The organism is Rhizobium sp. 10N414 (assembly GCF_056394785.1).
The window spans coordinates 136,370-150,978 of sequence record NZ_JBFTIN010000004.1 but is presented as its reverse complement, the minus strand read 5'-3'; the positions used below and the strand labels follow the sequence as shown (position 1 = coordinate 150,978).

General features: G+C 56.9%; 12 protein-coding genes. 4 read left to right on the top strand and 8 right to left on the bottom strand.

The window, feature by feature from the left end:
- Positions 1–146: 146 nt before the first annotated feature.
- From AC1DE4_RS06830 to AC1DE4_RS06800, 7 genes are all read right to left on the bottom strand, one after another.
- Positions 147–1,379: a glycosyltransferase family 4 protein gene (locus AC1DE4_RS06830; protein ID WP_477880686.1), complete on the bottom strand. Its 1,233-nt coding sequence runs from the start codon at positions 1,377–1,379 to the stop codon at positions 147–149.
- Positions 1,380–1,450: 71 nt separating this feature from the next.
- Positions 1,451–2,125 (bottom strand): polysaccharide deacetylase family protein, encoded by a 675-nt coding sequence (locus AC1DE4_RS06825; RefSeq protein ID WP_477880684.1) that lies wholly within the window; start codon positions 2,123–2,125, stop codon positions 1,451–1,453.
- 2 nt (positions 2,126–2,127) lie between these two features.
- Positions 2,128–3,084, bottom strand: coding sequence for a glycosyltransferase family 2 protein (locus AC1DE4_RS06820; RefSeq protein WP_477880682.1), 957 nt, complete (start codon positions 3,082–3,084; stop codon positions 2,128–2,130).
- Between the two features lie 80 nt (positions 3,085–3,164).
- Positions 3,165–3,440 carry an acyl carrier protein gene (locus tag AC1DE4_RS06815; RefSeq protein ID WP_477880680.1) on the bottom strand — a complete coding sequence of 92 codons (276 nt, stop codon included), beginning with the start codon at positions 3,438–3,440 and terminating at the stop codon, positions 3,165–3,167.
- A 50-nt stretch (positions 3,441–3,490) separates the two neighbouring features.
- A complete protein-coding gene (locus AC1DE4_RS06810) occupies positions 3,491–4,693 on the bottom strand; it encodes a pyridoxal-dependent decarboxylase, exosortase A system-associated (protein WP_477880779.1) in 1,203 nt (400 codons plus the stop codon).
- Positions 4,694–4,713: 20 nt separating this feature from the next.
- Complete coding sequence (locus tag AC1DE4_RS06805) at positions 4,714–6,297, bottom strand: acyl-CoA ligase (AMP-forming), exosortase A system-associated (protein ID WP_477880678.1); 1,584 nt, start codon at positions 6,295–6,297, stop codon at positions 4,714–4,716.
- Between the two features lie 18 nt (positions 6,298–6,315).
- Complete coding sequence (locus AC1DE4_RS06800) at positions 6,316–7,203, bottom strand: hypothetical protein (protein WP_477880676.1); 888 nt, start codon at positions 7,201–7,203, stop codon at positions 6,316–6,318.
- Between the two features lie 207 nt (positions 7,204–7,410).
- On the opposite strand from AC1DE4_RS06800, the gene AC1DE4_RS06795 reads away from it, so the two are divergent.
- Positions 7,411–8,640, top strand: a complete 1,230-nt coding sequence (locus AC1DE4_RS06795) for a glycosyltransferase family 4 protein (RefSeq protein WP_477880777.1) — start codon at positions 7,411–7,413, stop codon at positions 8,638–8,640.
- The gene (locus AC1DE4_RS06790; protein WP_477880674.1) at positions 8,612–9,547 is read left to right on the top strand and encodes a glycosyltransferase family 2 protein; all 936 of its coding nucleotides are present in this window, start codon (positions 8,612–8,614) and stop codon (positions 9,545–9,547) included. The genes AC1DE4_RS06795 and AC1DE4_RS06790 overlap by 29 nt, the downstream gene beginning before the upstream one ends.
- 120 nt (positions 9,548–9,667) lie before the next feature.
- Here AC1DE4_RS06790 and AC1DE4_RS06785 read toward each other — a convergent pair whose 3' ends face one another.
- Complete coding sequence (locus tag AC1DE4_RS06785) at positions 9,668–13,297, bottom strand: hydantoinase B/oxoprolinase family protein (RefSeq protein ID WP_477880672.1); 3,630 nt, start codon at positions 13,295–13,297, stop codon at positions 9,668–9,670.
- Between the two features lie 212 nt (positions 13,298–13,509).
- Between AC1DE4_RS06785 and AC1DE4_RS06780 the strand changes: the two genes are divergently transcribed.
- Positions 13,510–13,917 carry a hypothetical protein gene (locus AC1DE4_RS06780; protein ID WP_477880670.1) on the top strand — a complete coding sequence of 136 codons (408 nt, stop codon included), beginning with the start codon at positions 13,510–13,512 and terminating at the stop codon, positions 13,915–13,917.
- Positions 13,918–14,086: 169 nt separating this feature from the next.
- Positions 14,087–14,605, top strand: coding sequence for a copper chaperone PCu(A)C (locus AC1DE4_RS06775; RefSeq protein WP_477880668.1), 519 nt, complete (start codon positions 14,087–14,089; stop codon positions 14,603–14,605).
- Positions 14,606–14,609: the final 4 nt, after the last annotated feature.

The following is a 14,609-nucleotide window of genomic DNA, read 5'->3' as shown; positions in this document are numbered from 1 at the left end:
CTTCCCCCTCGCCGGCCATCCGGAACTGACCAAGAAGGAACAGTAGTCATATTCACTGCCAACAGCGATTAATCCTTCCGATGACCGTGCCCTACGAATGGACTAGTTCCCAAAGCTCTCAGCACGTGAGTGCGCGAAGCTGTGACCTAAGTTAACCGCTGACGAACAACTCTCCTGGCATTGTCCATGAGTTCAGCGTAAATCGCATCCATGCGGTCAAGTTTGGCTGACCACAGGGCCGTCTTCTTCGCATGGGCGTAGGACGCCGCGGACATTTGCGCGCGCAACTCGGGGTTCTCCACAAGCTTGCGGATTGAACCTGCTATGTCATTGGCGAGCGCAACTGGAGTAGAAACGCCGAGCTTGATTGCGCAGAGATCCGATGTCGCACTACCGGGACCACCACGGTCAACCACGATCAGCGGCAACGAAAAACTCATTGCCTCAAGGGCAACATTTCCGCCTGGTTCTCGATAACTGGGAAAAACAAACACGTCGGCATCGCGATAAAATTGCGGAAGCTCGCTTTTGGCGCGCCAGCCGAAGAGCTGGATCCGATTGCCGAGGTCGAGCGACGAAATCAAGGTCTCGCATTCTCTGCGATCGGGACCATCTCCTACTATTGCCAACTCAACAGGCAGATCGCGAAGCATCGCCATCGCTCGGATAATGTCGCGGGCTCCCTTGGTCCTGACTAGACGTCCGGCATATAGCAACCGCACTGTGCCCGATCGTGTGGACCTGTCAATCGCAGGAGGAACCTCATCGATCCCCGTTTCGCTCATAACTTCGAAGCGCCGCATAGGGACCGGAGACAGCAATTCCTCGACATAACTGGCAATGCCGAGAATGCAGTCAGCGCTTGCGAAACTGCCACGCAACAACGGATCCCAGCGAAGGCGATAGCGATCGAAGTTGCGCAGCTTCGTGTACCAGGGTGCCGAGCGATCCTCTGCAACAAACCCCGGCGGGGTGGGCAATCCACCTCCGACCGGTCCGATTACCAGGGGTAGGCCAAGATTTGCCGCGGGTGAGGGATACCGCATTGCGACTGGCACCGGCTGGTGCACGATGTCAAACCGAACTCCCTCCGAAATCGCCTGGCGTATCCAGCGTCGTGCGCGGTAGTAGAAGGGCACGTAGCCAGGCTTTAGGATGCTGTTCAGGCGTTCTGCCCGGCCGAGCATTGGTGGTTCGCGCCATTCGACTATTTTCACGTTGGTCAGTTGCTGCGAGACAGGTGTTGCACCTTTCTTGTAATAGGTCAGCAACGTCACATCGTGTCGGTCGCCCAGCCGCCGAGCCCACTGATACGCCACCCATGCCTCGCCAACGTCCTCGCCATTGCACGTCGGCGCCACCAGCAGCAACTTCGCCATTTAATTCTCTCCCTGCAAACTAGTTTTTTTCGAGAACCACCGCCCGCCTCACAACCTGGTGGTAGCACTGCCTAAACTCGAAACTTCGTTCGGGCTGTATTGCGAAGCCTTCTCCAGAACGGGATTTGTCCCACAAGAACTTCGTCCAGCGTGCCGTCCGCGATACCTGATCGCATCGAGTTCCTGGGTTTTAGAAACTCAGATATCTCAGCGGTTCCTCCCCCACTGGAATAGGCAGCTCTGTATCCCGTATCGCGTATCTGCTTGAGAACGGCGGCGTTGTACCATCCAAATGGAATTGAGGCTGCGTTCACCGCGCAACCACAAATTCCCTCGAGTTGCTCTTTTGACGCTGCGAGTTCGTAGTGAAGCTCACCGGCACTGAGCCGCGTCCAATCGCGATGAGCGACACCATGGCTCCCGATCCGCATTTCCATGGCGATAAGGGCGCGAATATCGCTTACAGAAAGTGAACCCGTCTTCCCAATGCGGCCGGCCAGGACGAAAAACTCTGCCCGGAGACCGCGCCGTTGCAATTCGGGTGCCGCGATCAGAAGGTCGGAGGCATTGCCGTCATCGAAAGTGATGGATATTCCTTCCCGTTCGGGATGAGATGCAATGCGGTCGAGGATCGTTAGAAAGCGATCGCGAGTGAGCCAATAATCGGCTTCGCCGGGCTCAAGCTCACGTAGCGGCTCTCCAATCCCATGGAAGTTGATGATACGGCGTTCACCTTCCCTCGCCATGCCTAGCCTCGTGTACTTTCCACAAACGCGGCAGCTGACCGACCTGGCATCAACGCGCTCATTAACGCGGCACGATGAGACGCTCCGCGCCACATCCTTGCGGCATGTCCAATGATCACCCCCAACTTGAATATCGAAGTTCGCAGCACCCCATGGTGGCGGCGGTAATAACGAATTCTGTTGGCAGTCAGCAAGGCGAAGAGCCGAGGGCCAGTACCACTTCCGCCACTGGCGTGCATAACCTTCGAACGCGGTTCATAGACGATCTCAAATCCTGCTTCGCGGATTCTGCGTTGATAGTCCACCTCTTCGCTGTAAAGGAAAAACGATTCGTCCCATGCCCCGACGGCTTTTCGGGCCTCGGCCGTTACGAGCAGCGCCGATCCAGTTGCCCATTGGACGGGTCTGCGCTGGTCGTAATGGCGCAGCTCACCGACAATTTCACCCACCCCAAGGCGCGCAGCCAACTTGCCCCCGAGAATAGCGTCTGCCCAGGCTGTGATGATCGAAGGTTCACGTCGCAGCGTAGGATCGATCGTCCCATCCTCTTTGTAGTTGATCGGAACGACCACTCCCGCCTTCGCTGTCGCGACTTCAATGAGCGGCTTTACCGCGTTTGGATACAGCCGGAGGTCCGGATTCAGAATTAGTAAATGGGCATTGGCATCTGATCTTTCCGATCCAATATTGATCGCCGCCGCATAACCGGCATTTCTTCCCGTACGGACGACGGTGGGGTGCAGCGGATGGGCCTCAGCGATCTCTGCCGACCCGTCCTTAGAATCGTTATCGACAACGATGATTTCAAAGCGATCCAAGCCCTTCAGGCCATCGACAAGCGAATCCAACAACGCCGGCAGAGCATCGGCACTGTTGAATGTCACTATGACGACAGCAACACTCGCATCCGTTTCGCTCGTGCCCAGCGGATAAAACGTGGTGCATGTTAACGCTGACATGTTTCCCCTCACCCGTTCAGTTTGCTTTGTGCGATTTACGAACAGGACGCCTGCTCTGCCTGCCGTTTCCTTTCGGAACCTTATGCGACGGCGACCTGCGACTTCGCACAATGCTCGTCCACAAATGATGCAAGTGAGCCGACCGTTTCGAAGAGCTCCGCGCTGAAGTCATCATCGTCGATGTGGATACCAAAATGAGACTCGAGAGCAGCGGCAAGGCTCAGCACGGCAAATGAATCAAGTTCCGGCAGATGGCCGAATAGTGGGGTTGAGGGGTCCGCGATGCGGGCCCGGTCTTCAATGCCAAGCGTTTCAGCGATGACATCTTTAACGGACTCGAATGTTGAAGTGTTCATGATGCCTCACAATGATTGTTGATTTAGGATGGTGGCGCGGTAGCGGCGAGTCAGACAAGGACCTCCGGCGGCGTCGGATGCCCGAGAAATGCGGTGGGACTGGCTGTCAGGCCATAAGCGCCTGCTTGGAAGATAACGACAAGATCGCCGACATCGGTCGGCGGCAAAAGGACGTTGTCGCCGAGGAGATCGAGGGGCGTGCAAAGGCAACCGACCACTGATACCGTCTCACGCTCTGGCCTGTTCATCTTGTTGCCGATGGCGATCGGATAGTTGCGACGGATCACCTGGCCAAAATTGCCAGAGGCCGCCAGCTGATGGTGCAGCCCGCCGTCGACGACCAGATAAGTTCGTCCTCGAGAGACTTTGCGGTCAACCACCCTCGTGACGTAAACGCCCGACTCGCCGACGAGGTAACGGCCAAGCTCAATGGTCACCTTCGCTTCCGGTAATGACGGACGAATGGCGGTTTCGATCAGCTGGTTGAGCCTCGCTCCAAAAGGCAGAATATCCAGCGCATTATCTTTTTCGAAATAGGGAATGCCGAACCCGCCGCCAAGATTGAGGTAGCGAACAGGCTTGCCACAGCTGCCCGATAGCTCTAGCAGGAGCTCGACGTTGCGTGACAGGGCTTCACAGAGGATATCCGAGTGAAGGTTTTGCGAACCTGCAAATACATGAAACCCGAGGAAATCCAGATCCGCGTCGGCAAGCTTACCAAGGAGTGACGGTACCGCTTCGGCATCAACGCCAAACTGTTGCGGCCCACCACCCATTTTCATCCCTGATCCCTTGACCTGGAAATTCGGGTTCACCCGCAAGGCCACCCTTGGTGTGATGCCGAGGCGACTTCCGGCCTCGATAACGCGCTGAGCCTCGGTCTCCGATTCCATCTCGATCGTCACACCAGCGGCGACTGCCTGGATCAGTTCAGCCGACGTCTTGCCAGGCCCGGCAAAACTTATGCTGGAAGCGGGCATCACGGTATCGAGCGCTGTCTTCATTTCGAATGCGGAAGCGACATCCAGTGAATCCACAAGACCTGCCAGGTGCTGGACTACCGCCGGCATCGGATTGGCCTTAATGGCATAACTCAGCCTGACGTCCTTCGGCAGAACCGAACGAAGATAGGCGACCCGCGTTGTGATCAATCGGCGATCATAGGCGAAGAACGGTGTGGTCCCGACGCGCTCGGCCAGGCGATCGAGGCGTATCCCTCCGACCGCCAGACAGTCTTCGGCGACGTCGAACATGTCTACGGAAGGATGTGCGCTCACTGTCCCAGTTGCTCCCTCAAGAGTACGCGGTCGAACTTGCCGTTCGGATTGGTTGGAATGGATGCCATTTCGATAACTTTCGAAGGCACCATGTATTGCGGCAGGCGATGTCTGAACGCCGTTAACAGCGCACCCACGTCGAGTGTCTCGGCAACCGGGCTAGCAACCAGTACAATCCGTTGGCCGAGCGCGTGATCATCGATTCCCATCGCAACGGCGTCACGGGCCAGACCCGTTGCGTAGGCGACTTCCTCGATTTCGGTCGGGCTGACACGGTAGCCGGACGTCTTGATCATTTCATCCCGACGACCGACGAAGTACAGGAAGCCTTCTTCATCACGAACCACCGTATCTCCCGAAAACACCGCCATTTCCGGTTGCCGCCAGGTTGAACCCGTTCCAGGCCATGGCCGAAAGCGCTCGCTGGTGCGGGCAGGATCGTTCCAGTATCCAAGCGCCACGAGTGGCCCCCTATGCACCAGTTCGCCGGGTTCGCCAGGACTGCAAAGCGTCCCGTCTGGCCGCACGACGAGAATTTCTGCATTGGGGATCGCCTTGCCGATCGAATCCGGTCGACGGTCGATCTCGGTCGGATCGAGATAGGTTGATCGAAAAGCCTCCGTCAGGCCATACATGAGATATGGAAGCGCATTGGGGAAGGACGCGCGCAGCCGGTCGAGTGTTGCCTTCGGCATTCTCCCACCGGTATTTGCAAAGTAGCGTAGCCTGGCACCGACTTCAGTTGGCCAGTCGAGAGCTCCAACCTGGATCCAGAAAGGCGGAACGCCGGTAATGCCGGTCACGTTGTACTTCTCGCAAAGCCGTACGACATCACCAGGCAAAAGATAGTTCATGAGAACGACGTGTGCGCCCGAGTTGAAGGCTGTCGTAAGCTGGCTTAGTCCCGCATCGAAACTCAGCGGTAGCACTGACAGAATAGTGTCGTGCGGACTGTTCCCGAGATAGTGACTTACGCTCTCAGCGCCGACGATCATGTTGCGATGGCTGAGAACGACCCCCTTCGGCTTGCCGGTACTTCCAGATGTGTAGAGAATGGCAGCAACGTCACAATCAACGCCTCTTGGCAACGGAGGTGCAGCCTCCGTCGGAACGATCTCGATCCAAGAGTGGATGGCCGGGTAGGTACCGTCCTTTTGTACTTCCGTGCCTGTGCCATCGACAAGTATGACATGTTGGAGCGATGGAATTCCTGCAAGGTTTCCCTGGAGTTGGGCCAGACGATCTGCGGACGTGACCAATACCCTGACATCACAGTCAGCCAATATGTAGGCGACTTGCTGTGGTCTGAGAATGGGGTTGATGGGCACCGTTACGCAGCGGGTTGCAGCAGTACCGAATATGGAGACGGCAGTCTCTAGCCGCTTGTCGAGGAAAACTGCCACCCGGTCACCCGCGGACGTCTCGAGGGCATCAAGGGCTGATGCAAATCCGGAGGCCCTTTGCCAAAGCTCAACGTAGCCAGTGGTGATATTCTTGTAGGTCAGGGCAGGAGAATTGCCGAACGAAGCTGCCCCGTGGCGAAGCAGATCGGAAATATTGATCTTGATCGTCGGCTGCATTGGTCTCGAAACTCCTCACTACCAGGGTACGCAGGTAAGTTCGCTGTAGAGGTAATCGACCTCGCTTGGAGACACCCGATCACTCAAGAACATCCGGGGACGCGGAGATCGAAGCGAGATGGAGAGTCTTGGGTGCACGTCGGCAAAACGCTCTTCGACAAAGGTCGCGACAATCCCAAAGCGCGTTAGCAAATAGCTGTAGACGTGGTGAGCAGTCTCCGCGAAAAGGTCGCGGTCCCCGACATGCAAGATCGACGCAAACACCCTCATCCGTTTGCGCGTATCCTTGCGAAAGATGACGTAGCAGCAACGATCGCCCTTTGTCACAACGAGATGATGCGCGGCCGGAGCAAGAGCGTGATCCCTGTAGATAGCGAGATTGCCAGCGTCGAGATAACGCTCGATCAGATGAGGATCGGTGATGATCGAAACGCCGCTTCCCCACCTCGGGCGAGGAAGGTTTATCACCATAGAAACGGCAGTATTGATAAGCTGAAATTTGAGCCGGCGGTTGAGCGGGACGACGTTGCCACTCGGCGAAAGGTCCGTGAACGTGTAGCCGCCCTGGCCGAGGAGTGCTTTCAGGAGTCGTAAACCATGAGCCCGATAGCCATCCAGGACACACCAGGCACTCAGGTTGCAGAACTTCTCGACGGTTTGCCCAACACGGCGCTCGGAATAAAAAGCAACATACACACCGACGATTTGGTCGCCTGCAATCAGCATGTACCCGTGATTGGGGGATGTCGACTTCCAAGACGGTCGTATCGCTGAGGCCCACGTCGCTGGTGACAATTTCCCATTTAGTTCTGCATGCAGGAAGTTCGCCACCCGCTGCACGTCGCCAGAAGAAATCGGACAAAGCAATATACTTCCATCTTTTTCTTTGCAAACACCCTCCGGCACCGCCTATTTTCCTTTTGGAACGCATGTACACATGACATTTATTGGGCATTTTTACATATAATACTGGGCTGATTCATAGATACCCTTATGGGTGAACCACGGATAAACTAAAAGCCGCCTTTTTTAACCGGTTTGCTAACTGGAATGCCGTCCCGGCAGGGCCGTATCTTTGAGCCTTGATGTGTTTTCAACACGCGGGAGGCCGCCATTCCTAGCAACCATCACATTCTGATCCTGGTCGAAAATCTGCCGGTTCCGTTCGATCGTAGAGTATGGCAGGAAGCCCAGGCCCTAAACGACGCCGGATACGAGGTGTCCGTGATTTGCCCCAAAGGAAAAGGGTACGACAAAAGCTATGAAGTTCTGGACGGCATCCACATTTACCGACATCCGCTTCGGGAAGCCACCAGCGCGACTGGCTACTTGAGAGAGTATTGCCTCGCGCTGTTTCATCAGACACGTCTTTCATTCCGCGTCCGGCGGCGCCAGTCGATTGACGCCATTCAGGCATGCAATCCCCCCGATCTGATGTTCCTCGTTGCCCTGATCCACAAATTGCTGTTCGGCACCCGCTTTGTATTCGACCATCACGATCTCAGCCCGGAGCTTTACGCTACCAAGTTCGGACGCAAGGACATCTTTCACCGATTGCTCTGCTTCTTTGAACGGCAGACCTTCCGGTTGGCCGATGTCAGTATTGCGACAAACGAGACGTTCCGTGACATTGCAATCTCTCGCGGTGGGATGGCACCCGATCGTGTAGTTGTCGTCAAAAGCTACCCAGAAGCTTCACGGTTTCGGCGCACTATTCCTGATCAGTCGCTCGTTGTCCCCGGCAAGCACCTGGTCGGCTATCTCGGCATTATGGGCGAACAGGACGGGGTTGAGACCATGGTCCGCGCCCTCGCCGAGATTGTCCATCATCGCAAGAGAGACGATGTCCACGGCCTCATCATTGGTGACGGTCCGGAGCTTAGCCGACTGAAAAAGCTCGCGACCGACCTCAACCTCGGCGATGCCGTTCGCTTCAGTGGCTATTTGAGTGGCCAGCCCCTCATGGCTCACCTGTCTGCACTAAACATTGGAATCATTCCTGACCCACCCAATGAATTCAACGACAAGCTCTCCATGAACAAGGTCTTTGAATACATGATGCTGGGCCTTCCCATCGTTCAGTTCAATCTTCGGCAAGCCACGCGTGATGCAACAGAAGCGGCGCTTGTGGTCAAGGAGCATTCGCCAGAAGCACTCGCAACCGGAATTCTCGCGCTTGTGGACGATCCACAGCGCTGCATGGAGATGTCAGCCGTCGGGCGATCCGTCGCCGATCGTGAGTTCCAATGGGCGAACGAAGCTCGTCGCTATCTGACAGCCTATCGCACAGTATTTCGCAGGAGGTTGGGCGTCGATGATAAGCGTCATTATCCCGCATCTTGACCAACCCGAATTGCTTCGACGTTGCTTGATGTCGCTGACACGCGAGACTAACCCTGGGCTTCCGTTCGAGATAATCGTGGTGGACAACGGGTCCAGAGAGATGCCAGCGGAGATTTGCGCTGCCTTTCCAAATGTCAAACTTCTGTCGCAACCAGTGCCTGGTCCAGGCCCTGCCAGAAATCTCGGTGTAGCAAACGCTGCGGGAGACACCCTGGCTTTCATCGATGCTGACTGTGTTGCCGCAGACGGCTGGCTAGATGAAATCACGCATCAGTTCTGCGCGGATACAAGCAAGTCCATCCTTGGCGGAGACGTACGGATCGGGTGTGAAGACCCAAAGCATCCGACACTTCTCGAAGCCTACGAAAGCGTATTCGCGTATCGCATGAAAGAGTACATTGAAAAGCAAGGATTTACGGGAACGGGCAATCTGGCAGTACGCACTGAGATTTTTGCCTCGATTGGCGAATTCGGTGGCATCGATATTGCCGAGGATCGTGATTGGGGACAACGAGCGTTAAAGCAAGGCTATCGGACACATTATTGCGAGAGAATGATTGCCTACCATCCGGCTCGCAAGAGTTTTTCTGAATTGGGCCTGAAGTGGCAACGACACACTGCCCATGACCTCGCCCGTGCAAAGGGGCAGCGTGGCTGGAGGTTGCGCTGGATAGTGCGAGCCGTCGCCGTTGCTCTTTCTCCCGTTGCAGAAGTGAGGCGAATTTGCGTTTCAGACCGATTGAACGGTTGGAGGGCGCGCGGCCTTGCCTTCGTCGGTCTCGTTCTTATCCGAAGCTACCGAGCCGCTATCATGCTTTCACTTTCCTTTGGCGCGACCGATGCGACGACGCTGAGCCATCGTTGGAACCCGCGGTCCGTGGCGGGAACTCCTTCGAAGAATACGTGAGCCACGAACATTGCACCGATCAAGTTGATGCCCTTCAACAGGTAAGGGGCCATGCATATGGCGGGGCAATGTCTGGGATGATGGGGCTCCGCTGGAGGCTCTATAGCGGGCGGATGACCATCAGGGTCCGAAGCCGCCGCCCGTTGGCGTCGTGACCGTAATCGCCTCGCCGGCCTCCAAAACCGTCTGATCGCTTGCCTTCAACGTCTCCACGCTGCCATCCAGTCGCAACACTCTCGTTGCGCCCAGACGACCGTCACCGCCCCCGCTTATCCCGCGAGGCGGCTGATTGCGATGGGAGGACAAAATGGCGCATTCCATCCGCTCGAGAAAGCGAATGGTTCGTTGCGTTCCGTCGCCCGAGTTCCAGGTGCCTTTGCCGCCTGAACCCGGCCTGATGTGGAAATCTTCCAGAAGAACCGGGAACCGAAGCTCCAGGACCTCCGGATCTGTGAGCCGCGAATTCGTCATGTGAGTGTGCACGCCAGCCGTTCCGGCAAAACCCCGTCCATCATTCATCTGTCCTGCAGGAGAACCCGAGCATATTGTCTCGTAATATTGGTATCTCGCATTTCCGAAAGTCAGATTGTTCATCGTTCCCTGCGCATTGGCCATCGCCCCCATGGCGCCGAAAAGCGCATTGGTGACATGTTGCGAAGTCTCGACATTTCCGGCGACAACCGCTGCCGGATAAGCCGGTTTTAGCATGCAGCCGTCGGGGATGATGATGTTGATTGGTCTCAGGCAGCCCGCGTTCATCGGGATATTGGCCTCGACCATCACGCGGAAAGCATAGAGAACGGCAGCGCGGGTGACCGGCTCGGGCGCATTGAAATTGTTGGCCTGAACCGCCGACGTTCCAGTGAAATCCACGGTCGCTTCACGGCTCTGGCGATCGACTGTAATCTTGACCCTGATCAGCTGACCGGTGTCGGTTGGATAGTCGTACTGGGCGGTGTCCGGCAACCGCTCGATGACCCGGCGCACGCTTTCAGCCGCATTGTCCTGGACGTGCCCCATATAGGCTTCGACCACCGACAGGCCGAAATGAGCAACCATCTTGCGCAGTTCCGCCACGCCCTTTTCATTTGAAGCAATTTGAGCCTTTAGATCGGCGATGTTCTGTTGCGGATTGCGCGCTGGATAAGGATGATTTGTCAGTAGCTCGAGCAGTTCGGATTCACGGAAGCGACCGCGTTCGACGAGTTGAAAGTTATCGAAGAGAACGCCTTCTTCCTCGACGGTCGTTGCGAGCGGGGTCATTGAGCCCGGCGCTGTTCCGCCAACATCGGCGTGATGTCCGCGCGAAGCAACATAAAACAGGATCGTGGATCCTGCGTCATCAAACACAGGCGTGACGACTGTTATGTCGGGGAGATGTGTTCCGCCGTTGTACGGGGCGTTGAGAGCAAACACATCGCCCGGGTGGATGCGCCCTGCGTTCAACTTGATTATTGTCTCTACTGACCGGTCCATGGATCCCAGGTGAACCGGCATATGCGGTGCATTGGCTACGAGCGCGCCGGTTCGGTCGAAGACAGCACACGAAAAATCCAATCGTTCCTTGATGTTGACGGAATAGGCGGTGTTTTGAAGTGTGACACCCATCTGTTCGGCGATGGACATGAAGAGATTGTTGAATATCTCCAGCATGATCGGATCGGCATCGGTCCCAAGGGCGGCTACATTCTTCTTCGCTTCAACACGGCGGAGCAGCACGTGGTTATTCGAGGTGATCTCCGCCCGCCATCCCGGCTCGACGACGATTGTTTGATTGGCTTCAATGACAAGTGCCGGGCCGAGTGCCTGGCAACCCGGAAAGAGATCCTCTCGCCTGAAGACGCCGGTATCACGCCAGGAGCCTTCGAAGAAGACTGGCCGAGTTTCTGAGGCACGGGCAGGACTTGCCGCCGCCTCGTGACTTGCCTCCTGATTGCGGCCCTCGGATCGGTCGGTTCCCTCGACGCTCACGGATTCAACGACGACCGCTTTCCCGTCATAGACGAAGCCGAACTGCGCCTTGTGCGCCCGCTCGAAGTCGGTCCTGGCATCGGATATCGAACCAGGGCCAAAATCGACCGGGAGCGCAGTATCCGTACCCTCGTATCGCAAGGCGAGGACGGGCCTGAACTCCATAGCATCGGGCGAAATGCCTTGCGCCTTCAATTCGTCACGAACACCGATCCTCAGGGTTTTGATCAAGCGGTCAAGTTCTGGGAGCGACGCTTCCGAAAGAGGCTCAATGAACGCTTGTTGACGGGATGCGAAGATCGACGACAAGCCCATGCCGTAAGCAGACAGCAGACCGGAAAACGGGTGAACCAACACCGTCGACATGCCGAGGGCATCGGCAACGAGGCAGGCGTGTTGCCCACCCGCACCACCGAAGCAGTTCAAGAGGTAGCCTGTCACGTCGTAGCCACGCTGTACCGAGATCTTCTTGATGGCGTTGGCCATATTCTCAACCGCGATTTTTATGAAGCCTTCCGCGACGCTCTCCGGACCGTGTCCGCTGGTGCCTCGCGCAGACATTGCCTCGAACTTCTCGCGCACCGCGCCGATATCGAGCGGCTCGTTCTGGTCCGGCCCGAAGATCGCGGGAAACAGATCCGGCTGCAGTTTTCCAAGCATGACGTTGGCGTCCGTTACCGCCAACTCCCCGCCACGACGATAGCAGGCGGGTCCGGGATTGGCGCCCGCCGAATCGGGACCAACGCGGAAGCGACCTGTCTCAAAATGAAGGATGGAGCCGCCGCCGGCAGCGACGGTATGAATGCGCATCATCGGCGCCCGAACACGAACGCCTGCTACCTCGGTATCGAAGACGCGTTCGTACTCGCCATCATAGTGGGCCACATCGGTTGAGGTACCCCCCATGTCAAAGCCGATAACCTTATGGAATCCGGCAAGTTTTGCAGTCTCCACCATACCAACCACACCGCCGGCAGGCCCTGAAAGGAGTGCATCCTTGCCCTGAAACATATGGGCGGCGGTCAGGCCTCCCGATGACATCATGAAATTGAGTCGCGGCGACGTTTTTCCGGCCTGTTCTACTCCGAGTTCGCTTGCCACCTGTTGAACATACCGAGATAGAATGGGCGAGAGATAGGAGTCCACGACCGTCGTATCGCCCCGGCCGACGAGCTTGAGCAGCGGCGAGACCTCATGGCTCACCGAAATCTGCTTGAATCCCGCTGCCCGGCAAAGGTCCGCGACCACTTTTTCGTGCTGCGGATATTTGTAGGAGTGCATGAACACGATCGCGACCGCATCAATCCCATCAATCCTTGCTCTGGCAATTGCCTGCTCTACAGCGCTCGTCTCGAGCGGCACCTCGATCGAACCATCCACGCGAATGCGTTCGCGGACTTCCACGACCCGCTCGTAGAGCTGTTCCGGCAGAACGATCTCCTTGGCAAAAATGTCAGGGCGTGCCTGGTAGGCAATGCGAAGCGCGTCGCGAAATCCCTTGGTGATCAATAAAAGGACCCTGTCACCTTTGCGTTCCAGAAGCGCGTTGGTCGCCACGGTCGTGCCCATTCGAATGTCGCCAATGCGATCGGACGGTATTTGCTCCGTCGGCCCGAGACCGAGCAGGCCGCGAATCCCGTGGATCGCAGCATCGCGATAAGATTCCGGATTTTCGGAGAGAAGCTTTCGCGGATGCAAACTGCCATCAGGGGCACGCCCAATAATATCCGTGAAAGTGCCTCCGCGATCGATCCAGAAATCCCAGGCCCCATCAGACATGTTCCACGCTCCCGTGCCGGACGCCAAAAAAATCGCAGTCGGTGCCGCGCTCGCTCATCCAGACAATGTACAATTTGCCTTGCGCATTCAATGTGCAGGCATCCGTGTTTGCGATAACGCAAGCTATATCTCTTTGTGCCTCTTTCAAATTGCCGCATTGGGATCTATTGCTGTGCTCCGTAGAGACGTTCGCGTCAGCGAAGGAGAAACGGTTGCAGGCAAGATACGCGATGATCATGCGGTGGATGTTGCGCATGACCTGCGCCATCGCGCTGCTGTTTGTCGGCTTCGCCCATCAAACGCCGTCTTTTGCCAAAGGCGCCTTCGTTCCCTCCGAGTTTACAGAATATGTTCTGCCCGACGGCACGCTTCCCGTTATCTGCATCGCGGGCAAGGCAGACGGGACGAGCAAGCATGATACGGCGCAGCAAGCGCAGGGTTGTGAGGCTTGCCGGATTGCTGCGTCGGTCCTGTTGCCCGTTCCGGACAATTATCGGGATAGACGTCCTCGTATCGCGACCGCTGCCATGCAGCCCTACGAAGTGGATGGGACTTTCCGCCGGGTCCTTCCCCCGAATACCGGTCCAAGGGCGCCTCCGGCCTCTACTGTCTTTGCTTGAGCCGGCATTTCGGCTCATGCCACGATGCTGTCACAGTGGCCACTGACCTGCGCTCAGTACCGTTCGGCCCGAAGCAGATCGCACCCGCATCCAATTTCCATTTCGCAAGGATGTTTATCTCCCTGCCGTCGTGCGTCGTCGCGAGAGATGATCCTGCCAGGAGCACCCTATGAAGAAACTGCTCATACTGATCACAGGCCTGATCTTTGCCGGTCTGTTTGCTGCAATCGCTGCCGCCAATGACATCAAGGTGGGCGCCATCGACATCGGCCACCCCCGCACTCGAGCCATGGTGCCGGGTGCCAAGGTCGGGGGTGGCTACCTGAACCTGACCAACACCGGTTCGGCCGATGACAGGCTCGTCAGCATCACGTCCGACCGGGCTGCAAAAACCGAAGTTCATCAGATGAGCGTCAACAACGGCGTGATGACAATGCGCCCCGTCGCGGGCGGGCTCGTCATTCCCGCCGGTCAGACGGTCGAACTGAAGCCGGGCGGCTTCCACATCATGTTCATGGACGTCGCGCAGCCATTCAAGCAAGGGGAGACGATCAAGGCCACCCTGACCTTCGAGATGGCGGGATCGGTGGACGTCGAGTTTACAGTCGGCAGTGCTGGCGGGGCGAATGCGTCCGCAAAGGACGGCCACTCGGATATGGGTGGCATGGACATGTCCAAGCCGCAATAAGGGC